The sequence below is a fragment of the Synechocystis sp. LKSZ1 genome (assembly GCF_040436315.1).
GTDB lineage: Bacteria > Cyanobacteriota > Cyanobacteriia > Cyanobacteriales > Microcystaceae > Synechocystis.
This window is the reverse complement of the sequence record NZ_AP031572.1, coordinates 1141305-1166934: the sequence shown is the minus strand read 5'-3', so window position 1 is coordinate 1166934 and position 25630 is coordinate 1141305. Positions and strand designations below refer to the sequence as shown.

Sequence of the window (25630 nt, the reverse complement as noted above, 5' to 3'; positions counted from 1 at the left end):
AAACTGCCCCTACTACTAATTAACGTTAAACCTTCCCTTAAGCAAGCCTCTACCTCCTCCCATGCACTATGCCATTCCCACCAACACGGCAGAATTATTGGCCCTGCGTCACTATCCCATTGATGAAGAATTGATTGCCGTGGCCATTGCCGGAGTCGTCAACCTGGCCCGACATCAGGGTCAATCCCTAGAAGACCTCACGGCGGAAATTTTAGCCGAAGACCCCCTACTGGATTCAGTGCAACGTGATTGGCTGAGCGGCCTGATTTCCCAGGCTTGGCTGGCCCTGCCGGCGCGGTCAGAATAGTAAGATGCAAAGCAACCAGGAATAAAAGGCATAGAGATCATGGAAATTGGCGTCCCCAAGGAAATTAAAGACCAGGAATTTCGCGTTGGTCTAACCCCCAGTAGTGTGAGAACCCTTGTTGAACAGGGCCATGGGGTCTTTGTGGAAAGTCAAGCAGGGCAAGGCTCTGGCTTTGCCGATGTCGAATATATCCAGGCCGGAGCCACCATCGTTAGTACGGCCCGAGCCGCCTGGGAACGGGAACTCGTGGTGAAGGTTAAAGAACCCCTGCCGATGGAATATCCCTTGTTAACTCTGCCCAAATGGTTATTTACCTACCTCCACCTAGCTGCTGACCGGCCTCTCACCGAGGCCTTACTCCAGTCTGGTCTGACAGCCCTGGCTTACGAAACCGTCGAATTAGCCGATGGTCGTCTGCCCTTGCTGGGCCCCATGAGCCAGATTGCTGGTCGATTGGCCGTTCAGTTTGGGGCCCGCTATCTGGAAAAACAACAGGGGGGCCGGGGGGTCTTACTGGGAGGGATTCCTGGAGTGGCACCGGGCCGGGTCTTAATTTTAGGCGGTGGAGTCGTCGGCACTGAGGCCGCGAAAATGGCCCTGGGTCTGGGGGCCCAAGTCACAATTCTGGATATCAATGTTGACCGGCTCAATCAATTGGAGGCCCTGTTTGGCTCTCGGGTACAACTGCTTTATAGCAACCGGAGTCATCTGGATCATCTATTGCCCCAAACCGATCTCCTGATTGGTGCGGTGCTGGTGCTAGGGAAACGGGCCCCTATTTTGGTTTCTCGGGCCCAGGTGAAAACCATGCGGCCGGGTTCCGTGATCATTGACGTGGCGGTAGACCAAGGCGGCTGTATTGAAACCCTAAAAGTCACCTCCCACAGTCAACCCAGTTACCTGGAAGAGGGAGTTGTTCACGTCGGTATTCCCAATATGCCCGGAGCGGTTCCCTGGACGGCCACCCAGGCGTTGAATAATAGTACGTTACCCTACGTCCTGCAACTGGCCCAGCAGGCCCTGGAGCGTCTTCCCTCCGATAGTCCCCTCGTGAAAGGGGTAAATGTGCAGGCCCATCGGCTTGTCCATTCGGCCGTGCAGTCCGTCTTTCCTGATCTGGTCTAGGACGGCCCCCAACGGTCGAGGCGCTCCTGAATCGCTAATTGAATTAAGGAGCGGAGTAGGAATAAACTAAATAGGCCCGCGAGGCCAAAGCCCACCAGGGCCAGTTGGTGATACATGGTTGGCAAAAGAACAGCCGCAGAAAGAAGCGTAAAACCCGTGAGACAGGCATAGATCAGGCTTTTCAGGGCCAGGTGGATGCGCTTGAGTAGGCGGTCGCCCTCTGGAGAACGGGTCCGAAATTGTAATTCGCCCCGCTCAATTTTTTCCTCCAGGTCTTGAATCAAGCGAGGCATGCGAGGGGAGCCCTGAAATTTCGCTGCGAGAAAAGTTTGAACTTGCTTCAATACCATGGCTAGAAGAGAGGGCGCTGGGGTGGTTCCCGCCACCCGTTGAATGAAGGGTTGACTAGCGGCGATCAAATTATACTGGGGGTCGAGGGCCCGGGCCAGGCCATCTAGAGTAGCGAGGGATTTTAAAATAAAAGTCATCTGGGGAGGCAGACGAAAAGGTTGTTGTTGAAACATGGCATAGACTTCATCACTCACCTGTTCAAAGGCCTTGATATCCACCGGTTTATCTCGAAAATTATCCAGAAGGAAGTTAATAATGCGCTTAACGGGGGCCATGTCCTGCACGGGTTCAATCAGGCCCATATAAATAAGGGTTTCTAGGATTTTGTTGGCATCTTTGCGGAGAATGGCAAAAAAGGTTTGAATCATTTGATCTTTGGCGACGATTTTAACCTCCGCCATGGTGCCAAAGTCATAAAAGATCAGTTCGCCCTGCCCGTTCACGGCCATATTACCGGGGTGGGGATCGGACTGAAAAAAACCATCGATCAGCAATTGCTTAAGGTAGGCACAGATGCCCGTTTCAATGACACAGTCGAGACTAATTCCCGCCTTTAGCAGGGCCTCGCGGTCATCGACTTTAATACCCGGTAGATACTCTAGCGTCAGAACGCGGTGGGTTGTATATTGCCAGTACACATTGGGGATTTTAACTTGGGGTTCGTCCTGGAAATTTTGGCGAAAACGCTCGGCATTCTTGCCTTCATGGATATAGTCAATTTCCTGAAATAAAAGCGTAAAAAATTCGTGATAAATGGCCTCAAATTCGTATTTTTTGGCCAACCGTTTAAAGCCTGGTAACCAACGCTTTCCCCAGCGAAAGCAGTGGTGTAAAACCTCAAAATCTAAATTGAGGCACTCCTCTAGGCCAGGGCGTTGTACCTTAACCACCACGTCTTCCCCCGTTGGCAGAATGGCCCGGTGTACCTGGCCTAGACTGGCGGAGGCTAAGGGAATCGGCGCAAAGGATTGGAATAAAGCTTCAATGGATTGGCCCAGTTCCTGTTCGATCAGGGCCATCGCTATCGCAGAATCAAAGGGCGGCACTCGATCCTGTAGTTGACTCAAGGCCTGGATATAGTCCGCAGGAATCAGGTCAGCCCGAGTGGATAAAGATTGGCCAATTTTGATAAAGGTAGGACCTAGTTCCAAGAGGCGTTCCACCAGCCACTGGGCCCGTTGAGAGCGGCGGCGAAAACGCTGGCCCCGTAGGCTATCCCAGAGTTCCAGGATAAGGAAAGCGGACAACACGCTGAAAATTTCTAATTGCCGATGCCAAGCCGGTGTCAACGAGGCGTTTAGCATCAAGCGATACTTCGGTGCTGGGAACAACCGACCAGCCGTCGGCTGGCTTAGCATGGTAATTTTGACCCATTAGCTGACCGCATTATCTTGGGGAATCATCAACGAAAAGGTAACGGCACAAAGCTCCGGAGTGGTCGTCGGCTCACAGGCGACTTCTATCGTACCATTGAGTTGCTCCACTAACGTTTTAACAATGCTTAAGCCCAGGCCCAGGCCAGGAATGGCATTATCAATCACCCATTGCTCTCGATAGAAAGGGTCAAATAAATACCTTAAATTTTTGGAGGTAAGGCAATGGCTCTGGTTAATACACTGAATTTTCCAGTATTTTTGACCTTGACGCTCTACCCAGGCTGCCGTTAGGTGCACTGGGCTATGGGGCGGCGCAAATTTTTCGGCATTGGTGAGGAGTTCCTCAAAAATTCGTTGGAGGTGGTCACGATCGACCAAGCATTGCCCCTCCACAGCAGGAAGATCAGTAGTCAGGGCCAGGTTTTTGCTGGAGGTTGCCCGCCAGGCCTGTTCTGTGGTCTGGACTAAATCCGTCAACCAGGGTATCAGGGCCAAGGGTTGGAGGGGATGGCCCAGAGGTTGATTTTTTAAGGCCCGCAATTGCAGAATTTTTTCGTTGATTTCATTGAGCTTACGCCAGGCCTGCTCGATAATATCGAGACGTTTGCTGAGGGCCGCAGGCTTAGTCGTCCCTTGCCGCAGAATTTCCAGGCCCACCCGGATAGTGGCCAGGGGATTGCGGGTTTGGTCACTCATGATAGTGACAATGTTATGGATTAATTGTTCGTTCCATTGGCGTTGTTGCTCTAGTTGTTGACGGGTCGCTTCGTACCAGCGCTTAACGATGGCATTATCTTCACTTGCCAAGGAGCGGGGCAGGGAAGTCGTTCTGGCCCCTTGACTTTGTAGGACGTGGTAAATCAGGCCCAGACAATCCTTGAGTTCCTCTAACAAATGGGCATCCGCGAGACTCCAGTCTCGGATTTGGGACGAACCCAAGATAATCATGCCGTTACAATCCCCCTGAAAAGTTATCGCCAGCCCCAGGCCAGAGTGGAGAGGTAGATCCCAACCGTCCTCGGCCAGAGCGGAAGCGTCAGGGCCTTGAGACAGAAAAAACACGGGCTCCATGCTGCGAAGAATCGCCTGCACCCAAGCCGACTGGCCCCAGACCGGCGGCAAAAACTGTTGGGAACAATCCTGAGGCGTCCAGCAGACTAAGCGGGCTGAAGTACCAACGGTGCCAAGAATCAATAGACAAATCTCGGCCCCCAACGCTTGGCCCAGACTTTCGGCGATCTGGAGGAGGAGTTCAGGGCCAGGGGATTTTTGGTTCAGTAACTGGATGAGGTCATGCTCTAGTTGGCGAGACTGTCGTACCTCAGATGTTAGAAGAGAGGGAGCAGAGAACATTCGAGGGGAAGAAGGGGAGGCCGCTGTCAGGGATTCAAGCATGGGGACTTCGGGGCCACAATAATTAATGCTTACCATAATGGCGATTATCCCCATGAACTCCCAAGGGAGATTTTACGGATATTTACGAGTAAGGGAAAAAGCCTGTCGGAATAACTAGCGATAGATGAAAAGCCACCATAATCCCCCAGTCCCCGTAACACGATTGTCCCAAACCCGCCAGTAGCTTGAAGAGAGGGAAACCCCCTACTCCGGAGACTCGGTAAATAATTCGGGATGGTTGACAATGACAACAAAACATCCGTATTTTTACTGTTAGTAAGACATCCGTATTTTTGCCCTTGTTTATTGATTAATAAATTCTTATAAATGTAGATATAGAGGACTTTTGAGCGAATTTAATTGTCAGCTCTAACAACAAAAATTTTGTGATTAAATTAGCAAATCACAAAAGGAGGATAGTACTATGCCTCTATCTTTCCCATGGCCTCAAAACTTACTGGAACTTCATCCTGGTCTAAATTTAGATACTGTTGCGGTAGACCAAGTTGCAACCACACCAGAGATTTATACTTATTTAGATAACCCTGAATGGAGACGAGACAGCAATCTCGCTCAACCGATAAAGCTGAGTCAGATGATCGAGCCATCTGCAACATCTAACGTAACGTTTCCCATTACAAACTTTGAAGCAATACCTCGCCATCTGTTTTCCCTTAGCACCTTCAGTCTGCTGACAGGCCAGATGACGCCCCCTCCAACGCAATGGATATCTTTGCTACAGGGTGACGGTCGACTTGGAGAGGTTTCAAAACTAGATGAAGAGCAGGCTTTACTTCATCCTCAAGACCAATTGGACGATCCTTACTGTGCCACCCTGCTAGACCAACAAACCATTACACCGCTTGCGACGTCTCTTAATGCGGTCTTTCTACCGCTTGAACAGACTTTCCAACTCCATAGCAATCCGAGTGCTAATCACACCATCTATCTCGACTTTACGGGCTATACCACCCAAAATACCGCCTGGAATAATTATTTCAATAACCCTGTTCTTATTTCGCCAGCCTACGATACCGACGGTAATCCTGCTGCATTTAGCGAGCTAGAGCTGGCTCAGATTCAGCGGATCTGGTTACGAGTCGCTGAAGATTTTTCACCCTTTAACGTCAATGTCACAACAGATGAACCCGTCCTTGGGGATCTGGTAAAAGACGATGCGGCCGATAATCGTTGGGGAATTCGTGTCGTCATTACCAAGGATACAGAACAATCTGGTGCTGGGGGATTAGCTTACATCAATAGTTTTAATTGGAACAGTGATACGCCAGTCTGGATTTACAATTCATCAGAAATTGGAATTGCCGCCGCCATTAGCCATGAAGTCGGCCATAGCTTGGGGCTTTCCCACGATGGAACGACGACAACCAGTTACTACGCTGGCCACGGCAGTGGAGAAACCGGTTGGGGGCCAATTATGGGCTCAGGCTACTACCAAAACGTGACGACCTGGGATAATGGCACCTACTTTAATACCAATAATGGAGATTCTACTGCCAACTACGGCAAGGGCCCGGACGACTTGGCGATTATTACCAGCTACAACGGCTTGGGCTACCGGCCCGATGACCACGGTGATTTGTTTACAACCGCAACGACCCTCAGCGTTGAACCACTAGGCCCTGATGTTCTCGCCGTCAGCCAATTTGGTTATATTGAACGCTCAACGGATCAAGACTATTTTGTCTTTTCCACAGGGTCTGGCCTGCTGAACCTGAACTTTAATTCGTACTATGCTAACGTCTGGATAGACGATGGAACGGGCCATTACACCCAGCAATTTGTTCCCACTCCTTTTGATGGTGATGGTAGTAGCAATGATCAGGGGAGTAACCTGGATATTCAGGCCAAACTCTTCGATGCGAATCAAACGCTCCTCGCCACGAGTAATCCTGATGGCTTGAGTGCCAGCTTTAAGGATATTTTTCTCACTGCGGGTCAATACTTTATCCAAGTGGATGGTGTGGGCTGGGGGGATCCGAACGGAGCAGAACCCAGCGGTTACTCCGATTACGGTAGCCTCGGTCAGTACTATATTTCCGGGACAATTATGGCCCCTTCTCCCGTTACCAGCATTGTGGTGACACCAACGACCGGTCTAGTCACAACGGAAACGGGTCAAGCTAATCATTTTACTGTTGTTCTGAGCCACGCACCGACCAGCGATGTTGTGATCCCGGTGACGAGCAGTAACCCTCTAGAGGGCCAAGTAAACGCCCAAAATTTAGTCTTCACGCCGGCGAATTGGAATCTGCCCCAAACCCTCACAGTACAGGGCGTAGACGATCCGTTGGATGATGATGATTGTAGCTACGCTATTCAGTTAGGCCCCGTTGCCTCCGCCGATCCGCAATACCAAGGCCTAGATCCCAGCGATGTTCAGGTCACCAACCAAGATAATGAAGAACGGATTTTACGCCAGACAGAGTTGTTTGCCGATAGTTTTGAAACCGTCGGTGGAAGCAATCAATGGCAGAACGATAATCAGCAGGCCTGGGTGACGTCAACCCAACGGGCCTACCAGGGCCAAGTTTCGATGGAGGTAGATGGCCGGGCTAATAATGCCACCCTCACCTTAGCCAACAGTATTGATTTAACGGGCTACGACCACGTCCAACTCAGTTTTGCCTGGCTGATCGAACGTAATTGGGATTTGGGAGAATACATGGCCCTGGATCTGTTTGATGGCGAGACTTGGACAGAGGCGGCCCGCATCAGTGGCGATCTCGATCCAGAAAATGTCTGGCAAGACGTTAATCTATTTGTTTCTCCAAGGGCCAACTTTAATTTGCGCTTCCGCTCGACGGTGAGCGATCTGACGGAAGATGGGAACATTGACGAAATTCGGATTGTGGGCAGTCGCTCGGCCTTGATCTCCACGGATTTAGCAGGTAACGAAATATCCCTGACGGCTTTGACGGAGTTAGGGGCCTATGGCCTGGGAGACTCCGAGCCGATGGTATCTCCTAGTGTTATCTAGTAGGGCCTTTTTCTGTCTGGGGAATGTTCTCGTTTTTGCCGAGGGAGCCGACCATTTCATTTCCAGCCAGTAAACTGAAGGTAAACACAGATTACAAGCATGGGGGCCTGGGTCATTCATGAAACAATGGGACTACGAAATACTTTTGGCCGAGTACTGTAGCCGCGAGGGGGCCATTGCCCTACTCAAGCAGTATCGTCCCTACCTGGAAAAGCTCCCCAGTCTCCGTCGTCCAGAACAAAGCATTATCACGATTCCCTTGCCCTTGATTCGCCTGCGCTATCCTAAGGTACCGCAACAGAATGGTGAACCCCTACGGCCGGCCCCGGAAACCGTCTTCCTCCCCTGCGACTTGGCCCTTTTGATGTGTGACCCCGAGTGGCAGGTCAAGCTGGGGGCTGAAATCTTAGTCTTTATCCATCGTCCCGATGAAGATTTTTCCGACCTCCTGATCCGCTGGCGCCAGAGTCAGATTTACCTCGGCAAAGACTACGAATGGATCATGCCCCCCCAGGAGCAACACATGTTCAGTGAAAGTGCAGAGGAGATTTGTCCGCTGTTTATTTTGTTTGAGCAGACTCCCCCCCATATTCAAAAGGGCCTTGCCGGAGCCTGTTTGCCCTACTTGATCCAATCGGCGGGCGGCGAACATCAACCGGAAACGCCGGTTTTGGTCAACGATTAGAAGATCCGGGGAGCTGGCCAGAAAACCGCCCCAAGCGTGGCCTTCAAGATAAAATAAGCCCTAGCCTATCGTTTCCAACTACCATGACCGCTCCCTTCTCTCCCGCCGAAATTGCCGCTGAAGGCCTCAAACCCCAAGAATACGAAGAGATTGTTCAGCGGCTGGGCCGTCACCCCAACAAAGCAGAGTTAGGCATGTTTGGGGTCATGTGGTCAGAACATTGTTGCTATAAAAATTCCCGTCCGTTACTCAAGAATTTTCCGACAACAGGGGAACGGATCCTCGTTGGGCCGGGGGAAAACGCGGGGGTAGTTGATCTCGGCCAGGGCCTGCAACTAGCGTTTAAGATCGAATCCCATAACCATCCCTCGGCCATTGAACCCTTCCAGGGGGCCGCTACGGGGGTCGGGGGTATTCTGCGCGATATTTTTACCATGGGGGCCCGGCCCATTGCTCTTCTCAATTCCCTACGCTTTGGCCCCCTCGAAGATCCTCGCAATCGCCGTATTTTTATGGGGGTGGTAGATGGTATTTCCCACTACGGCAATTGTATTGGGGTGCCGACGGTAGGGGGTGAAATCTATTTTGATCCGGCCTATGCCGGTAATCCCCTGGTGAACGCCATGGCCCTGGGCTTGATGGAAACGGAAACCATTGTAAAATCCGGGGCGGCGGGGATTGGTAATCCCGTCTTGTATGTGGGATCAACCACGGGCCGGGATGGTATGGGCGGGGCCAGTTTTGCCAGCGCCGAACTGACGGAACAGTCGATGGATGACCGGCCTGCCGTGCAGGTGGGAGACCCTTTTCTGGAAAAATCCCTGGTGGAGGCCTGTTTAGAAGCCTTTAAAACTGGCGCGGTGGTGGCGGCTCAGGATATGGGGGCTGCGGGCATTACCTGCTCCACCTCGGAAATGGCGGCTAAAGGAGGCGTGGGCATTGAACTAGACCTGGATAAAATTCCGGTAAGGGAAACGGGCATGGTTCCCTACGAATATCTACTGTCGGAATCCCAGGAGCGGATGCTGTTTGTGGCCCACCGGGGCCGGGAACAGGAACTGATTGATATTTTCCAGCGTTGGGGCCTACAGGCAGTGGTGGCGGGCACGGTGATTGAAGAACCGATTGTGCGCATCCTCTTTCACGGCGAGATTGCCGCCGAAATTCCAGCAACGGCCCTGGCGGATAATACGCCGATTTATCATCGAGAATTGCTCAAAGAAGCACCGGCCTACGCTCAACAGGCCTGGCAGTGGACAGCGGCCCAACTCCCCTCTGCCCAGACCCAAGGCATTGAGGCCCAGGGCCAGTTTCTAAGCTGGAATGAAGTCTTAACGCGATTATTGAATACCCCTAGCTTGGCCTCGAAACGCTGGGTCTATCGCCAGTATGACCACCAGGTACAAAATAATACGGTTTTGTTACCGGGGGGAGCCGATGCAGCCGTGATTCGAGTCCGGCCTGTGGATGCGGATCCAGTAAATTGTACGACTGGTGTCGCCGCCACTACGGACTGCAATCCCCGCTATGTTTACCTCAATCCCTACGAAGGGGCCAAATACGCCGTGGCGGAAGCGGCCCGCAATTTAAGCTGTGTCGGAGCCGAACCCCTGGCTGTGACGGATAACCTCAATTTCGGTAGCCCCGAAAATCCCGTGGGTTATTGGCAATTAGCCAAGGCCTGTGAGGGCATCGCCGAAGCCTGTCGAGAACTGAACACCCCGGTCACCGGCGGTAATGTTTCTCTCTACAACGAAACCTTGGATGCCGAGGGCAAACCCCAGGCCATCTACCCCACTCCAGTCATTGGGATGGTGGGCCTAATTGCAGACCTGGGTCGAGTTGTGGGCCAGGGCTGGCGGGAAACCGGCGATCTGATTTATCTACTGGGAAGTAATGACCATAACACTCTGGGGGGCTCGGAGTACTTAGCCACGATTCATCACACCGTTGCCGGCCAACCACCCCAAGTTGATCTGGCCCTGGAAAAGCAAGTGCAAGGGGCCTGCCGTTACGGCATCGCTCAAGGTTGGCTCCGCTCTGCCCATGATTGCGCTGAAGGGGGCCTGGCCCTGGCCCTGGCGGAAGCGTGTATTGGTGGTCAAAAAGGAGCCCATATTGTCCTCGACGCGAGTTCCCAACGCCTAGATGAATCCCTCTTTGGGGAGTCCGCCAGCCGCATTGTTGTCTCCGTTGATCCGGTCCACAAAGACGATTGGCAGGCCTATTTGCAAGATCAGGGTTCCTTGCCGTGGCAACAGCTGGGCCAGGTGACTGATGCTAGCGAGCGGTTAGTGATTCTAGGCAATGACCAAACTCCCCTAATTGACTTAGATTTGGGGGAAGCTATGGCCCTCTGGGAAGCGGCCATTCCCAGACGCTTAGGCCTGTAGTTGCTGATGAAAATTCGTCGTTTCCAACCCGGCGATGAAGGACAAATTGCCCAGCTATTCCACGACACTATCCATACCGTCAATCGTCGGGACTATACCCCCCGCCAGTTGGCGGCCTGGGCCCCAGCCGATCTCAACTTTCGGGATTGGTTAACGGTCTGTGCCAGTCGGTTTACCCTTGTTGCCGACGATGGGGGCCGAATTGCCGGTTTTGGGGAACTAGAGGCCAATGGCCATATCGACTGTTTCTATTGTCACCGTGACTATCAAGGGCAAGGAGTAGGTCGTCAATTGTATCAAGGCCTGGAAAATCAGGCCCGCACAGCATCCCTCCAGCGCCTATTTGTAGAGGCCAGTATTACCGCTCGACCTTTCTTTGAACGCATGGGCTTTGTTACCCTAGTGGCTCAATCGGTAGCCTGTCGCGGGGAAATCTTCCTCAACTACGCCATGGAAAAATGGCTATCGTTCAACCCCAACGCATTCTAGAAGATTCCTATTTCTGAATGGTTCTGGCCAGGCTGGGGCTGAGTATAATGCTGGGTGTTCCAGCTTTTGGCTATCCCTATGACCAGTAATCCTCCCAAATCCCAAATCGTTGCGGCCCTGCTTTGCTTTTTCCTTGGTGGCTTCGGTGTTCATCGTTTTTACCTCGGCTACGTCACCATTGGCGTGATCCAACTCGTTACCCTCGGCGGTTGCGGCATCTGGGCCATTATCGACTTCATTTTGATTCTAGTGGGTTCCCTCAAGGATAAAGACGGCCGCGACTTGGTTTAAATCCCCAATGGCTTCTTGTTTAACCCGTCTCCAACAGCAACAATATCTCTTTCAGGCCGGCCTGGGGGCCATTCCTCTCCTGGGTTCCGTTTTGGGTGCTTATACCCCCTACTCCTCACCCCTTTTTTGTCCCTTCAAGGCCCTGACCGGCATTCCCTGTCCTAGCTGTGGTCTGACTCGCTCCTTTACGGCCTTGGCCCTGGGGGATCTACCCAGCGCCCTGAGTTATCATCTCTTTGGCCCATTCCTCTGGCTGACCTGTGGCCTGCTTCTAGTGCAATCTCTCTGGAGTTTATTCAGCCAAAAGCCGCTGGTTTTTCGGTGGGTCCCATGGCATTGGCCGGCGACCGTTCAGCTAGGCGGGGCCTTTACTGTTTTGATTTACCACCTTCTGCGTTTACGGCCCTTGCTCATCAGTGGGGAACTGGGCCAACAGTTTAGCCAATCTCCCCTCGGCTCACTTTTTTGAGGCTCTTGGTTTGATCCGACAATCGCCCTGGCTAGGCCGCTGTTGTGTTTTCCTCCAGGGCCAACTGAATTAAGCGATCGACTAAATCCGGGAAAGCCACCCCTGTCGCCGCCCACAATTGGGGATACATGCTAAAAGCCGTAAAACCCGGCAAGGTATTGATTTCGTTAATCACCAGAGTGCCGCTGGATTCTTGATAGAAAAAGTCCACGCGACTCAGGCCGGAAGCCCCAATGGCCTGGAAGGCCTGCAGGGCCATGCTTTGCACCTGGGCTGTGACCTCAGAGGGGAGCAGGGCCGGAATATGGAGTTGGGCCCGCCCGTCTGTATATTTGGTCTCGTAGTCGTAGAAATCACTGTCATAGGTAATCTCGCCAATCACCGAGGCCTGGGGTTTGTCGTTACCTAAAACTGCACACTCAATCTCACGAATATCAGCCAAAGCGGCTTCCACGATAATGCGTCGGTCGTAGCTAGCAGCATTGTCCAGGGCCGTTTCTAGTTCGGAACGATTGCGCACCTTGGCAATACCCACCGAAGAACCCAGGTTGGCCGGTTTTACAAAACAGGGATAGCCCAGTTCGGCTTCAATATCGTCACAGAGTTTGGGGAAAACGCAGGGATTCGACCAGATTTGGCTTCGTTCCACCGCGACGTAGCGGACTTGGGGTAGACCAACGCGCTCAAAAATCTGTTTCATGGCGATCTTATCCATGCCCACGGCGGAGCCCAGAACCCCACTACCAACAAAGGGCACCTGCATCAGAGTCAACAGGCCTTGGATAGTGCCATCTTCTCCATTGGGGCCGTGCAGAATCGGAAACCAGACCTGAATATCCGCAACAGCAGCGGGAAATTGCCAGCGCTGGGCCGGGAGAATCGATTGTTCCGCCAAGGACTGGCCCTGCTGAAGCACTTGCAGAGATTGCTCGGGGTCAGTCCAAAGGCCCTGGCGTTGAATATAGAACGGCGTAACCGTATATTTTTCGGGATTATGGCCCTCGGTTAAGGCCTGGTAGATCGAGCGGGCAGAGTTGATCGAGACCTCATGTTCCCCCGAACGCCCACCAAACAATAAGCCAACCCGCACCTTCGCCATGCCTATTTCCCCGTGAAATCGATGTTTATTCAGCAAAGGGTATTATAACTGGCGGGGTATGATCAGAGGGAATCCCCCACTTCCTTGAGCAATTTTCTATGCTGGATGCCGATCATTCCTCCTTTTTGACCCCTGCCGAATCCGCCCTCGTAGAACAGGCCCAGTTGGATCAGTCGGAGAAATTTCTAACTCGCTTGACCATCTCGTCCCTGCGTTTACTAATGCTGATCTCAGCAAAAACAGAAGTTTCTCTAACGGATTTAACCCCAGAGCAGATTATTACTTGGTTCGAGCAGGAGGCTAAGGCTAAGCAAACCCACGGGGAATCTGTCTTGAAATGGTAATAAAATTTCGATAATTTCCGTGCTTTTACTAGGCCCTAAAGAAAATTACTCTGTTAGCCTAAAGTTATAAAGAAAATATTAAGGTTAGGTATCCCCCATGACTTCCTTTGCGTTTCCCCTTTTCTTGCAATCTACGGCCGCGATTCTGGGCTTCTTCCTTCTCATTATTCTCCTGGCCTAGATGGTATGGCCCTCTTCTTAGCTTCTCGGTGTTTCTGGCGTTAAATTTATTAGTCAAACTCACCCCAAAATTAGGCTAACAACATTGCCGTAAAATCATTATTCCTGCCATTATGATGGATTACCAAAATCTTATTACTATCGAACCTGGAAAACGTAGTGGCAAGCCCTGTATTCGGGGAATGCGAATTACCGTGTACGACATTTTAGAATATTTGGCAGGGGGGATGAGCGAAGCAGAGATTTTAGAAGATTTTTCTGAACTCACGGCAGAGGATATTAAAGCTTGTCTTGCTTTTGCGGCTGATCGTGAGAAAAAGTTATTTGTAGCATCCTTGTGAAACTGCTATTAGATGAAAATCTATCCGACAGGATAATTTACAAAATCATTGATTTGTATCCTGATTCTGAGCATGTTAAAACGCTCAAACTAATTAATACAGATGATGTCGTAATCTGGGAATATGCAAAGGCGAATGGTTTCGCGATTGTTTCCAAAGATTCTGACTTTCATCAGCGCAGTTTACTTTATGGTCATCCACCCAAGTTTATTTATCTTCGAGTTGGTAATTGCTCAACATCCAAAATCACTCGAATTTTGAGGGATAATTGGAACATAATTGTTCAGTTTGAAAGCAGCAAAACAGAAAGTCTTTTGGTATTAAAGTAGTGCGTGGCTTCGACGTTCTGTTTTTGTGCTAATTCCGTGCTTGTCGGCCTACTTTTTGAGGGAATGGACAATGACATCATCAGCATTGCAGGCAATTAAGTTGATTCACAAATCTAGAGGGATGCTTTGGAAACAGAACATTCTCCTTGGTAAAGCCGCGAACCACTATTAAGCTAGCCACTGTCTGCTGCTCAAGAAAATCATGGTGCAGAGCGAGCATAGACTTGAGTTATTGCTGAATAGGTCAGCTTATTGCCATACCGAGAGCTAGCATTTGTCCCTGCAATGGTATCTAGTGAGGCCATGGCATTAGCATTTGCTTGAATCTCTACTAATTTTGTATTTGTAATACAGACAAAAAAGCCGGAGTTAGTCGTGGGATTTGCGGTTCCTCCATTTTGGCATGTATTGGTATTACTATCGCTAGCAATGAGATCGATTAAAATTTCTGCACTTTTTGTAGAACTGGAACTGTAATCTGCCACACCAGCCGCTGAAAAGCTCGGCCCGCATCGGTAGATAGAACTAGGGCCAAGCCAAGTCGAATTTGGAGGCGTTTTAGTGTAATAAATAACATTCGTTGTTGTATCAGGGGGAATGGTTAATCCCAAGACAACAGTATTTGTTCCCGTGCCGACGCAGCCACTGGGGAGAGTTGCCGTTGTGGTGACAGCCGAGGCCTGTTTCACTTCCTCAGCAATAAAATCGACTGCTCGATTGAGATTGTATTGTAGATCGCCAGATGCACTGGTAACTGCTTGCTCTCGTAAGGCAAAAAGTAGGCCGAAGCCGGCAACACTAAGCACAAACACACTCATTACCGAAGCAATAATTAGCTCAATTAAAGTAAAGCCATTTGTTGAACTTAATGGCTGCTGTTTAAGTAATAATTTAAATAAGATATTCATGTTTTACCGCCTCAGAGAGGTTGTACAAGTACTGTTTGCATAAAATCCTGTCCTAAAAATTCCTAATCCATTGGATATCACTAAACACTTTTGCTCACCGGTATTAGTAGAACTTAAAATAATTGTTCCACCACTGGTTGTATTTCCTTTAAAAGAAAAACTAAGGTTATTGCTAGAAAAGTTTTGGGATAGGGTAATACCATTGGCTAGTGTTACAGCAGTAGGAACACATCCTGTTGGCGTTCCAGTTACAGAGGTAGAACTAAAAGTTAGTGTACAGGTTTGACCTTTTTTGACTGCAATCCGTTGGGCCTCTTGGATAGCGCCCTTAACCGCGCCAAGAGCATCCTTAAGATCACTTTTGGCCTTAGCTTGAATCATTGAAGGAGTACCAATAGCCGCTAGAATACCGACTATCAGGACGACAACCATCATCTCAATTAAAGTCCATCCCTGATTTTGTTTAGCAGGCCAGGGCCTTGGGCGGGATAACTTCAGTATAAAGACTGGCAAGGGTTGTGGGATCATTGGCATTTCTTACGGTGTAATTAACAGTTAAGATCTGTGGATTCGTATCAGAACCCCCAGTTGTTCTGGTCATGGTATAGGCTCGACCTAGTATAGAACTGGCAACAACAGTAGCTACCAGTGAATTGGTTCCCGTCGTATATGTAGGGCTGGCATCCGTGCTTGTGTATTTAACAGCAGGAATCCCTGTAGATGTATTTAGACTACCTGCATAGGAGGTACTAAAAGAAGACGTACATTTTGTTGAATCTGAAGCTTGAGTACCTGCCTTAGCTTGGATATTTTCCAAGTCTTTTTGAATCCAGTAGGTGGCCTGGGCCTGGCGTTCTGCTTTGACTTGCATCGCGGCAGAAATAACCATGGCATTGAGGGTAGCAGTCAAAAACGCAAAGGCGATTAGCATGGCCACGAGGACTTCTAGCATCGTCAGGCCTTTGGCCTGGGGTTGAGGTTGTACCAGCCGATAAACAGACCAAGCTAGTTTCGGGTTGAGTTTCGATTTGAGGGTGATCATACGTTTATTGCACCTGTCTCCTTGACCAATTAGAAATGGGCGATAGGGCCGGAGGCCGGTATTGGGGCAGACCCAGATTATCCACTAATTCATTCCACTCTGCGGTTTGAACCACCACAATATTAGAAGTATTTGAACCACAGCCGCCACCATTTGACCACTGCTTGGCCCAAACACTACCTTTGATACCGCCAGCACCACCACCAGAACCTGCAACGCCCACTTTATAGGCCGGAGCCAGAATAAAGGTTTCTAGGTAGTTATTCCCTGTCAAGCAGATGCTAGGCTGGGGAGATGTTGAATCGTCATAGCCATAAATCTGGAAATCCGTCGGGACACAGCTACCACTCCCACTATAGCCAGTGCAGTTGTGGACAATTTCGCTATTGGCACCAACATTAATACTTTTGCCTAGATAAAATTGAACCTTTTTTCCGGCTGTAATCGTAATGCGGTTGGTTCCACTGTTAAAGGCAACTTCATTAACGCAGTAGTGATAAGTTCCTTCTGTTGAACCCGGAACATCATCCTGATCGGTACCCCTGGGTAACGTAATAGTTCCCGAGGGAGATTCTAAATAATTTAAAGATGTTGGAGAAGTTCCCGACCCAGCAAAGGAAAAGTTATTACTGCTATTGCCAAAACCAGTGCAGGTAACCGTTGGGCGAGTAGGAAATTGTTGATTAGTATAAGTAACCTTATTTCCAGAAACCACGTTAATGGTGTTCAAGGCCACATTACAATCATTAAGTAAAACATCACCATTGATGGTGTTATTCCCGGTTCCACCATTCGTGATCCAAACCCCCGGCACGGAAAAGGGGGTGGTATTAGGCGTTAGGGGAATACTAACTTCGATGCGAGCCGTCGCATTATTGCCATCACTTTGGTTGACTCGGCCTTCAATGGTTAAGATTCCTGTTCCCGGCGGTTTCGGTAAATAGCTAGGGGAGGGGCTGGCTTGGGGGGTAAAACGATAGCTAACGATGCGATATTGGCCTTTGCTAGGGTTGGTGCTATCGAGGGATTGCCAAGTTTGATTATTGAGGGCAACGGCTTTGATGAGGGTACTTCGGTCTATGGAATCAGGCCCTGTACCGGGGTTGCCACTACAAACGTTTAAATTACTTTTCACCACTGAATTGGTAGAAGTCATGTTGGCCCAACTGAGGACGGGGCTGGTTGTGCCGCCGCCATCATTCAGGCACACTCCACTACTGTTACGGCCCATCTTGGCACTGTCCCACCCGGCAGGAGCATCTGAGGGAACAACGGTCTCGCAGTCGGGATAGAGGGGAGCATAGGTTCCGAGGACTAGATTTTGAATGCGGGTAATACCTGCTTCAGCCACGCTCAGGGCCTGGGCCGATTGTTTTTGACTAACGGCGGTCATTTGGTCTTGTCGGCCTTTTTGAAGGAGAATAGCCCCCACAATAATGACGATCAAACCAATCATGATCACCAAGGGCATTACGAAGCCTCGTTCCTTGCGATGAGTCAAAAACTGTAGCCAAAATCTTGAATTCATTGCTATTCCCGGACTTGCTTAACACCATTTCCACTTTCCATTATTGGCGATCTAAATCACAAAAGTAGGTGATTGGAGTCACACATTCACCAAAATTAGCCAAAAGATAGAAAAATTCATGGAATTGCGGGAAATACGGAAGGCCCTGGCTAGTCAGCATTGAGCAAAGATCCGTGAGAAGGCCCTAGGCCAGGCCCCTGGGCTACAATCAGGACGTTTGGTTTTATCCCTTGGCATTATGGAAATCCTGCGCTTACCGGCCCTCTCCGACAACTACATCTTTCTTCTCCACGACCCTACTAGCCAGACCGCCGCTGTGGTTGACCCGGCTGAACCCCAACCTGTCCTAGAAGCCCTCCAGCAAATCGGCGCTACTCTGGTGGCTATTTTTAATACCCATCACCACGGCGACCACGTCGGGGCCAATAATACCCTTTTAAAGCAATTTTCCGGCCTGACTATCTATGGCGGGGCCGAAGACCAGGGCCGAATTCCCGGCCAATCGATCTTTTTAGCCGACGGGGATCGAGTCACCTTTGCCGACCGTGAAGCGCAGGTCTTTTTTGTTCCTGGCCATACCCGGGCCCATATTGCCTACTACTTTCCGCCTAGCACCGCAACGGAACCAGGGGAACTCTTTTGCGGTGATACCATTTTTGCTGGGGGCTGTGGCCGTTTATTTGAAGGAACACCGGCCCAAATGGTGCAATCCATCGGCCGTCTCCGGGCCCTGCCGGACAACACCCGCGTTTGGTGCGCCCATGAGTACACTTTGGGTAACTTGAAGTTTGCCCTGACCGTCGAACCCGATAATACCGATCTCCAGGAACGCTACGCCCAAGTCAACCAGGCCCGGCAACGGGATGAAGCCACTGTTCCTTCTTGGTTAGGTACAGAAAAACGCACTAATCCTTTTTTGCGCTGGGATAGCCCTGCCATCCAGCAAGCCATGGCCCAGAAAGAGCCAGAACGGGTCTTTGCTCGACTCCGGGGCCTAAAGGATCATTTCTAATTCTAACGCTGGCGGTCGTTATCCCATAGTTGTTGGAAGTCGGCCAGGTCCTGTTGATAGGCCAATGGGGAGGCTTCTAGCACTAGGGAGGATTGCAAAAACACTGACAAATCAAAATGACTGGCCAGGCCCTGGCCTCTGAGCAAGGGAGAAGCGCCTTGGTAATCACCCCAGGCCAGGGGAACTGAGGAATGGAGGATTAAACGACGCACGCGCTGTACTTTTTCCACCACGGGCCAGGGATCCGTTAGGGCCACATGTAACGCATAGGGACTAAAGACATTGAGTAAGCTTGGCCATTCTGCTTCGTCCAGGACAATCATCAGGCCCCAATGCACCAGGGCCTTTTCCACGGCTAGACTCAGACTTTGGCTGTCTCGATAACGACGAATTTCCTGTTGGAGGCCTAGGGCCATATCCAGTTCTGCGGTGAGCACAATCTGGGCCGCTGTGGGGTCTTGCTCGAGCTGGTCTATCAACGCTTCGGCCAAGTCGGCAGAGGTAATGCTGTGATCCACCAGCCAAACCGTATCCGTTTGAGTAAGGGGTTGGTCAGTTTTTACCCAAGGGCTGACCAGTTGTTTAGCTAGACCAACATCAGCATCTCCTGGCCCGGTGATCACCTCCACCTTGGCAATGGTTTGTGTTCCTACTGCTAGGGCCGCAATGGCCAGAGGGCCGGCGAGATAATACATTTCTTCAATGCCGGCTTCCTGGGCTGCAACTAGGATTTCGGGGGGTGCGGCTTGGGCAGCCGGATGGGCCAACACCAGTACGAGTTCCTTGACGTTGGCCACTTTGGCCGCTCTGGCCTGGCGCAGAAGTTGGCCTAAAGCTCCTGTCGTCGGCGAAAGATAGATAGCGGCTCGTTGGACAGGATAGGTGCGTTGGGCCATGACCCCGCCCGCTTCGGGAAACCGCACCTTGGCCTTGGTCAATTGGCCCTGATAAAACTGGTCGAGGGCCTGGCTGGCCCTGCGGATGGCCTGGAGTAGACCTTGAGAAATCTGTTGATAGGCGGCATCTAGTTCGGAACCACTCAACTTTAACGGCGGGTTAGGAAAGGCCCTGTCTCCTTCACGGTAAACTGCGTCCATCAGGGCTGAGACGCGACTCAATTGTGCCAGATTCAAACTGGCCGGATAGCGTGTGCTGAAACGATGTAATTCCTGGACGGCCTCGGCCGGCTGAGTGATGATTCGTAGTAGATCGCCCATAGGCCCACCATCCTGCCTGACAGAAGATAGCCAAAATGCTTCTCTTAGCTTAACCGGAATTAATCGGGACGGGGGAGACAGGGCTAGGCCCCTTAGGAGTCTTCCTGAAGACTAGTCGGCCAAACGTAGATCAGGCCAGAGAGCACTGTCAAAACCACTGCCAGGCCCAATAGCGGTGGGCCGGCCTGAGCCCAAGGATCTTCTAGGGGGGCCAAGAGCCAGGCAATGGCGATAATTTGGGCCACGGTTTTGAGTTTTCCCCACAGATTGGCCCCGCTAATTCCACTTTCTCCCGTCAGTTGGGGATTGACCCGCCAACCAGCAATAGCCAATTCCCTGGCCAAAATAATGAACACCACCCAGGCCGGAACCCGTTGGCCCTGAACGAGGATTAGGAGTGGCCCTAGTACTAAAAGCTTATCTACTAAGGGATCTAAAAATTTACCCAATTCCGTGATTTGGTTTAAGCGCCGGGCCAGGTAGCCATCTAGCCAATCGGTACTCGCTGCTACTAGAAACACCCCCAGGCCCCACCAGTGGCTATTGTTATCGGGTTGGCCCCAGAGCCAAAAGATCAAGGGCAGGCCCAGGAGACGGGACAGAGTAACGAGGTTGGGAAGATTGAGCATGGCCAAAACCAATTCTCCACATTAAAGCCAAAAATACTATTCTCAATCCCAGTAAATCCCCTCGTCTGGGGGACTTACTGGTAAAAATTTTGTAAGCAATTCCCTTAGGGCGACACAGCTTTATCGTTTGGGAATTGATCAAGATGCTAGGTAGCAACGGCAGTTAAAACCAGATTTACCTTATGCTCTTCAGGATTTTCTAAACGGGCGATAATCCCAGGGCCAAAGAATTTCTCAATTTTTTCCCGCTTTTCCTGCCAGGTGGTGAAAGGAATTAGGGGCGAATCAAAGGCAAGTACGAGGGCATAGCGGCCCTCATCTGTTGTTTCTTGGATTGTTGTCAGGACGGGCCGTTCTTCATCGGTGGGACTCAGGCCTAGACGTTGCAGGGCATCATCCAGGTGGGCCTCTTGGCCATAGCGGTAGCGGGTGACATCCTTACGGATTTGATTTTGGGTCGGGGTTGCTTGCTTCTCCCGCAGGGCCAGAACCTCTGGGGCTGTTTCCTGGCTAAAGGGAATCGGTTTCAGTTCCGCGGCCTTCAAGGCCAGGCCGCCCAGGAGCAGGGGAATACCGTAGAAAAAGCCCGCTAGATTGAGAGTGGCGTAGTCCAGGGCATAGGCCACAAAGCCCATAATCGTTAATAGACTACCCAGGGTCAGGCCTACGGAGGCCAGAGAAATTTTAGAGAGCATTGGTCGTGATGGATCAATAAAAAATATCGCTGCTATTCCCATTATCAGTGCGTTGGGAACTGGCGCTGGCCTAGTCACTATCCTGGCCTTGAGAACTTTTACGGCTCATAGATACGATTCTCTCCAATGCGTCGTACTCAAAAAGTACTCAAACAAATCTTTCGGATTTAGTATCTGTACTTCGTATAACCACGATTCATTGAGGAAGCTGAGGCCCCATACACAGAACAACAATCTGACTTTTTGCTCCTGCTTGAGCTATACAATGCTAATCATTAGAAGTTAACTCACAGGAGCAATGGGGGCTTGTGTATTTTGAGTACTAAATTTTAAACACTCAAAGAACAATGCGGTTTAGCCTTGCGATGGCTCAGCTCCCTGCTCAGAAGGTTTTCCTTCCCCAGCTTGGGCTTGTTTGGCTTGCTCTGCTAATTGCCTCAGAGCACCGGCCATACCGTTAAGAAAAGCTTCAGCTTGAACAGCTGGAATGAGGAGTTGGCCAACCTCAGTAGTTTGATTGTTATTAACGGTTTGAACGAGAGTTAAACGCAGTACACCGCCGGAGAGAGAAACTTTAGTAAAGCCGTCAGCAAAAATTTGCATAGTCTATTTAGAAGAATGCCTATGAACAGAACAGCTAAGCATTATACCAGGCCCTGTTTCATTGATGGATTGTGAATAACTGATAGTCACAAAAATAGTAGCACACATGGTCTTAAATACAGGGCAAAAATAAAAGACTTTGTCCTGAAAAATATAATTTTCAGGCTAGAGGAATTAGTTGAACTGCGCAGCCCTTGAGTTCAGGTTGTAGGGAAATGGGACAGGCCTGGGAATGGGTCAAGCAATTAACCTCCGCACTATCGGGCCAGTATTCCCCCCAGTGCATGGGCATAAATACCGTACCGGGTCGAATTCCTTCCGTCACCGTTACTCGTAGTTGGGCCTGGCCCCGTCGAGATTTGACCTCTACCCATTGATTCGACTGTAATCCTAAGGCCTCGGCATCCTGGGGATGAATTTCCAGGGTTGGGTAGGGGTGCATACGAGTAATTTTTTCGATGCGGCCGGTACGGGTTTGGGTATGCCAGTGGCCGTAGAGTCGTCCATTGGTGAGTAGGAAGGGATAGTCAGCACAAAGGGGTTCCACCAGGCCCTGGGAATGGACCGCCAGAAATTGGGCACGGCCATTAACGCTGGGAAATTGCTGGTCTAGGTACAGTCGCTTGGGGGCCTGGGCCTGGGTATCACTCTCGACCTCTGGACAGGGCCATTGCAGGGCCCCTAGGCGAGCCAGGCGTTGATGACTCAACCCCGATTGGTCACAGACACGACCTTGAGTCAGTTGTACGAATTCTCTGTAAACACTGGCGGCATCGGTGAATTGAAATTGACGATGATAGCCCAAACGTCGTCCGACTTCGGCAAAAATTTGCCAATCGGCCCGAGCCTCCCCCGGTGGCGACCGAAAGGCCTGACAGAGGGTCACCCGCCGCTCGGAATTGGTCATCACTCCTGTTTTTTCACTCCACTGGGCCGCAGGCAGAAGGAGATGGGCGTAGGTGCTGGTTTCCGTCGGATAGTAAGCGTCTTGATAGATAGTAAAGGGGGATTGGCTCAGGGCCGCCTTCACTCGCTCAAGGTTGGGCAGACTAACAGCGGGATTAGTGGCCACGATCCAGAGCATTTTCACATCACCGCTTTCTAGGCCTGTGATCATATCCCAGGCAGAACGCCCCGGTACCGGAGAAATACGGCCGGCGGGCAGTTGCCAGAACTGCTCGACTTCCTGGCGGTGTTCTGGATTTTTGATCAGGCGATACCCCGGTAGGAAATGGGATAGGCCCCCGGCTTCCCGGCCCCCCATCGCGTTGGGTTGGCCCGTGAGGGAAAAGGGCCCAGCCCCCGCCCGGCCGATCTGGCCTGTCAACAAGTGTAAATTAATCAAACTACGGGCCTTAGCCGTTCCTTCGGCGGATTGATTAATGCCCATCGACCAGAGGGAAAGTACCGAGGCTGATTGTTGCCAATAGGTTGCCGCCTGCTCTAGATCCGCTTGCGAAATGCCACAGCGCTGGGCCACCCAGTCCGGGGGATAGTGGCTCAAAATTTCGCGGTAGGCTTCAAATCCCTCCGTATGGGCAGCGATAAAGTCATGATCAACATAGCCTCTTTGCAGAAGCAGATAGCCTAGGCCGTGGAGCAGGTCAATATCCGTGCCCGGACGAATGGCTAGATGCAGATCGGCCACTTCCGCCGTTGGGGTACAGCGGGGATCAACAACGATCAGCTTAACCTGGGGGTTTTGCTTATGGTATTTGCGGAAACGATTGAAAACGATGGGATGACATTCAGCGGTATTGGTACCGATCAAAAAAGCACAGTCGGTCTGTTCCAAATCTTCATAACAGCAGGGAGGCCCATCAGAACCCAGACTGGCACTGTAGGCCGCTACCGCCGAAGACATACAAAGCCGGGAATTAGTATCAAAATTATTGGTGCCTAGACAGCCCTTGAGTAGTTTTTGGGCAACGTAGTAGTCCTCTGTTTGCATCTGGCCGGAACCATACATACAAACGGCATCGGCCGGCAGGGCCTGTAAACGCTCGACAATCAAAGTTAGGGCCTGTTCCCAGGAAATGCGCTCAAAGGGTTGGTCTAAACGTTCCCGCCAGAGGGGATAGCCCAAGCGGTCTTGCTCCAGGGATTCTAGGATCGTAGCCCCCTTGACACAGACCATCCCTTGGCTGGAACGATGGTTGCGGTCGCCCCGAATTTTATAGTTATCGCCCTGGGGAACCGCTTCTAGGCCACAGCCGACCCCGCAGTAGGGGCAGAGGGTTTGGGTGGTTGGTGCAGTCGTTGCCGTCATTAGGAACGCGGTTGGGCCCCGAATTGTTCAATGAGTAATGTCCGCAGATAGTCCTTGAGATCAGTACAGGCAATACCTTTTTCAATCACGTCGCCGAGCTTCGCGCCATGGCCGACTTTGCCGCCGGTAAAGACAGTGACCCCTTCCACCGTTTGGCCATCTTTCCGTACTTTAGTGCCCATCAGGCCAATGTCCCCGGCCTGGGCCTGGCCACAGGAGTTGGGACAACCCGTCCAGTGCAGTCGCACCCGCTGGGGAAGCTCCAGTTCAGCATCGAGTTCCTGGGCCAACTGCCAGGCCCGTTGTTTGGTTTCAATCAGAGCAAAATTACAATAGCGGGCCCCGGTACAGGAAATCACCGAGCGACTAAGGGGGGTCGGATTCGGTGAAAAGGTTGCCAATAAAGGCTCTGCGAGGAGGGGGTCTACATTCGCGTCGGCAATGTAGGGCAGGATCACATTCTGTTCCACGGTCAAGCGCAGTTCACCGTTGCCGTAAACCTCGGCCAAGCGGGCCAATTCAAACATGGTATCGGCGGTAAAGCGGCCCATGGGGACGTGGAGGCCAACATAATGATAGCCGGCTTGTTTTTGGGGATGAACGCCGAGGTGGTCTTTTTTATCTTGGCTAATTTCATCGCTGGGGGCCGTCGGGGCCAGACTGTAGCCCAATTGTTTTTCAATTTCTTGACGGAATTTGGGCATGCCCCATTTATCCACCAGCCACATCAGCCGCGCCTTGGCCCGATTTTCCCGCAGGCCTTCGGCCAGGCCCTGTTCTGAATAAACCGTCAAAATGGCACAGGATAGGTCAATCACCGTATCATCCGCCGGTACCCAAACATCCATCGGGATCGATTCCGCACAACGTTGGGCCGACAGATAGCCGCCAATCAGGACATTGAAGCCCAGTTGGCCCTCTCGATAGGCCGGGACAAAGGCAATATCGTTAATTTCTGCATGGATAGAATTATCCCGGGCCCCTTCCACCGCGATATTAAGCTTGCGGGGTAGGTTGGTAAAGGCGGGATTACCCTGGCCGTGGTTGGTAATGGCATCCTGCAGCTTTTGGACTAATTCCCGCGTATCGATTAGCTCTTCCGGGTCAATACCCGCTACGGGAGAGCCGGTTAAATTACGGACATTGTCCATACCGGACTGGAGACTGGTTAGGCTCACCGCTTGGAGTTGCTCAAAAATAGCGGGCAGGTCTTCGAGGCGGATTCCCCGCAGTTGCAGGTTCTGGCGGGTGGTGATGTCAGCACTGCCTTCTTCGCCGTAGCGCTGAACAATTTCCGCTAGGGTTGTGAGTTGCTGGCTGGTGAGAATCCCGTGGGGAATGCGGAGCCGTAGCATAAACTTACCGGGGGTTACGGGGCGAAAGAAAATCCCTAGCCATTTGAGACGGACTTCTAGATCGCTTTTATCTAAGGCCTCCCAGCCGAGGGCCGCAAATTGGGCTAGCTCATCTTTGACGGCCAGGCCAGGTTTTTCAGCCTTTATTTTTTCAATCTTGTTTAACTTAGGGGTAACTATCGCCGTCATAACTCTTGCCT

General features: G+C 51.2%; 25 protein-coding genes. 12 read left to right on the top strand and 13 right to left on the bottom strand.

Annotated elements, in window-relative coordinates; genetic code table 11:
• Positions 1-61: 61 nt before the first annotated feature.
• Positions 62-307, top strand: coding sequence for a hypothetical protein (locus tag ABXS88_RS05560; protein WP_353674188.1), 246 nt, complete (start codon positions 62-64; stop codon positions 305-307).
• 39 nt (positions 308-346) lie between these two features.
• Entirely contained in the window at positions 347-1432 is a 1086-nt protein-coding gene (ald, locus tag ABXS88_RS05555; RefSeq protein ID WP_353674187.1) for an alanine dehydrogenase, read from the top strand.
• Here the strand turns inward: ald and ABXS88_RS05550 are convergent.
• Both ABXS88_RS05550 and ABXS88_RS05545 read right to left on the bottom strand, forming a co-directional pair.
• Complete coding sequence (locus tag ABXS88_RS05550; RefSeq protein WP_353674186.1) at positions 1429-3141, bottom strand: AarF/ABC1/UbiB kinase family protein; 1713 nt, start codon at positions 3139-3141, stop codon at positions 1429-1431. The two genes, ald and ABXS88_RS05550, sit on opposite strands and share 4 nt — an antisense overlap.
• Positions 3142-3156: 15 nt before the next feature.
• Complete coding sequence (locus ABXS88_RS05545; protein WP_353674185.1) at positions 3157-4590, bottom strand: GAF domain-containing sensor histidine kinase; 1434 nt, start codon at positions 4588-4590, stop codon at positions 3157-3159.
• Positions 4591-4978: 388 nt separating this feature from the next.
• Between ABXS88_RS05545 and ABXS88_RS05540 the strand changes: the two genes are divergently transcribed.
• The 6 genes from ABXS88_RS05540 (at position 4979) to ABXS88_RS05515 (ending at position 11879) form a co-directional block, all read left to right on the top strand.
• Entirely contained in the window at positions 4979-7552 is a 2574-nt protein-coding gene (locus ABXS88_RS05540; RefSeq protein ID WP_353674184.1) for a zinc-dependent metalloprotease family protein, read from the top strand.
• A 118-nt stretch (positions 7553-7670) separates the two neighbouring features.
• A complete protein-coding gene (locus ABXS88_RS05535; RefSeq protein ID WP_353674183.1) occupies positions 7671-8237 on the top strand; it encodes a hypothetical protein in 567 nt (188 codons plus the stop codon).
• An 83-nt stretch (positions 8238-8320) separates the two neighbouring features.
• Entirely contained in the window at positions 8321-10630 is a 2310-nt protein-coding gene (gene purL, locus ABXS88_RS05530) for a phosphoribosylformylglycinamidine synthase subunit PurL (protein WP_353674182.1), read from the top strand.
• Positions 10631-10636: 6 nt separating this feature from the next.
• The gene (locus ABXS88_RS05525) at positions 10637-11119 is read left to right on the top strand and encodes a GNAT family N-acetyltransferase (RefSeq protein ID WP_353674181.1); all 483 of its coding nucleotides are present in this window, start codon (positions 10637-10639) and stop codon (positions 11117-11119) included.
• A gap of 78 nt (positions 11120-11197) precedes the next feature.
• On the top strand, positions 11198-11410 hold the full coding sequence (locus ABXS88_RS05520) for a TM2 domain-containing protein (protein WP_353674180.1): 213 nt from the start codon (positions 11198-11200) through the stop codon (positions 11408-11410).
• Between the two features lie 7 nt (positions 11411-11417).
• Entirely contained in the window at positions 11418-11879 is a 462-nt protein-coding gene (locus ABXS88_RS05515; protein WP_353674179.1) for a DUF2752 domain-containing protein, read from the top strand.
• 31 nt (positions 11880-11910) lie between these two features.
• Here the strand turns inward: ABXS88_RS05515 and ABXS88_RS05510 are convergent, their stop codons facing one another.
• Positions 11911-12978: a D-alanine--D-alanine ligase family protein gene (locus tag ABXS88_RS05510; RefSeq protein ID WP_353674178.1), complete on the bottom strand. Its 1068-nt coding sequence runs from the start codon at positions 12976-12978 to the stop codon at positions 11911-11913.
• A gap of 98 nt (positions 12979-13076) precedes the next feature.
• Here ABXS88_RS05510 and ABXS88_RS05505 point away from each other — a divergent pair, with 98 nt between their 5' ends.
• From ABXS88_RS05505 to ABXS88_RS05495, 3 genes are all read left to right on the top strand, one after another.
• Complete coding sequence (locus tag ABXS88_RS05505) at positions 13077-13322, top strand: hypothetical protein (RefSeq protein WP_353674177.1); 246 nt, start codon at positions 13077-13079, stop codon at positions 13320-13322.
• 296 nt (positions 13323-13618) lie between these two features.
• The gene (locus tag ABXS88_RS05500) at positions 13619-13843 is read left to right on the top strand and encodes a DUF433 domain-containing protein (protein WP_353674784.1); all 225 of its coding nucleotides are present in this window, start codon (positions 13619-13621) and stop codon (positions 13841-13843) included.
• The gene (locus ABXS88_RS05495; protein WP_353674176.1) at positions 13840-14172 is read left to right on the top strand and encodes a DUF5615 family PIN-like protein; all 333 of its coding nucleotides are present in this window, start codon (positions 13840-13842) and stop codon (positions 14170-14172) included. Before ABXS88_RS05500 ends, ABXS88_RS05495 begins: the two co-directional genes overlap by 4 nt.
• A 200-nt stretch (positions 14173-14372) precedes the next feature.
• Here ABXS88_RS05495 and ABXS88_RS05490 read toward each other — a convergent pair whose 3' ends face one another.
• The 4 genes from ABXS88_RS05490 to ABXS88_RS05475 are packed head-to-tail and all read right to left on the bottom strand — an operon-like array spanning position 14373 to position 17650.
• Positions 14373-15080 carry a type II secretion system protein gene (locus tag ABXS88_RS05490; RefSeq protein WP_353674175.1) on the bottom strand — a complete coding sequence of 236 codons (708 nt, stop codon included), beginning with the start codon at positions 15078-15080 and terminating at the stop codon, positions 14373-14375.
• 3 nt (positions 15081-15083) lie between these two features.
• Positions 15084-15608 (bottom strand): type II secretion system protein, encoded by a 525-nt coding sequence (locus ABXS88_RS05485; protein ID WP_353674174.1) that lies wholly within the window; start codon positions 15606-15608, stop codon positions 15084-15086.
• Complete coding sequence (locus tag ABXS88_RS05480; protein ID WP_353674173.1) at positions 15544-16122, bottom strand: type II secretion system protein; 579 nt, start codon at positions 16120-16122, stop codon at positions 15544-15546. The genes ABXS88_RS05485 and ABXS88_RS05480 overlap by 65 nt, the downstream gene beginning before the upstream one ends.
• Positions 16123-16126: 4 nt before the next feature.
• Positions 16127-17650: a hypothetical protein gene (locus tag ABXS88_RS05475; RefSeq protein ID WP_353674172.1), complete on the bottom strand. Its 1524-nt coding sequence runs from the start codon at positions 17648-17650 to the stop codon at positions 16127-16129.
• A gap of 238 nt (positions 17651-17888) precedes the next feature.
• On the opposite strand from ABXS88_RS05475, the gene gloB reads away from it, so the two are divergent.
• On the top strand, positions 17889-18662 hold the full coding sequence (gloB, locus tag ABXS88_RS05470) for a hydroxyacylglutathione hydrolase (RefSeq protein WP_353674171.1): 774 nt from the start codon (positions 17889-17891) through the stop codon (positions 18660-18662).
• Positions 18663-18664: 2 nt separating this feature from the next.
• On the opposite strand, the gene ABXS88_RS05465 is transcribed toward gloB, so the two are convergent.
• The 6 genes from ABXS88_RS05465 to ABXS88_RS05440 form a co-directional block, all read right to left on the bottom strand.
• Positions 18665-19879, bottom strand: coding sequence for a histidinol dehydrogenase (locus ABXS88_RS05465; RefSeq protein WP_353674170.1), 1215 nt, complete (start codon positions 19877-19879; stop codon positions 18665-18667).
• A gap of 92 nt (positions 19880-19971) precedes the next feature.
• Positions 19972-20508, bottom strand: coding sequence for a CDP-diacylglycerol--glycerol-3-phosphate 3-phosphatidyltransferase (pgsA, locus tag ABXS88_RS05460; protein ID WP_353674169.1), 537 nt, complete (start codon positions 20506-20508; stop codon positions 19972-19974).
• A gap of 146 nt (positions 20509-20654) precedes the next feature.
• The gene (locus ABXS88_RS05455; RefSeq protein WP_353674168.1) at positions 20655-21203 is read right to left on the bottom strand and encodes a DUF2854 domain-containing protein; all 549 of its coding nucleotides are present in this window, start codon (positions 21201-21203) and stop codon (positions 20655-20657) included.
• 354 nt (positions 21204-21557) lie between these two features.
• On the bottom strand, positions 21558-21806 hold the full coding sequence (locus tag ABXS88_RS05450) for a hypothetical protein (protein WP_353674167.1): 249 nt from the start codon (positions 21804-21806) through the stop codon (positions 21558-21560).
• Between the two features lie 160 nt (positions 21807-21966).
• Positions 21967-24075 (bottom strand): nitrate reductase, encoded by a 2109-nt coding sequence (locus tag ABXS88_RS05445; RefSeq protein WP_353674166.1) that lies wholly within the window; start codon positions 24073-24075, stop codon positions 21967-21969.
• Positions 24075-25619, bottom strand: a complete 1545-nt coding sequence (locus tag ABXS88_RS05440; protein ID WP_353674165.1) for a ferredoxin--nitrite reductase — start codon at positions 25617-25619, stop codon at positions 24075-24077. The genes ABXS88_RS05445 and ABXS88_RS05440 overlap by 1 nt, the downstream gene beginning before the upstream one ends.
• Positions 25620-25630: the final 11 nt, after the last annotated feature.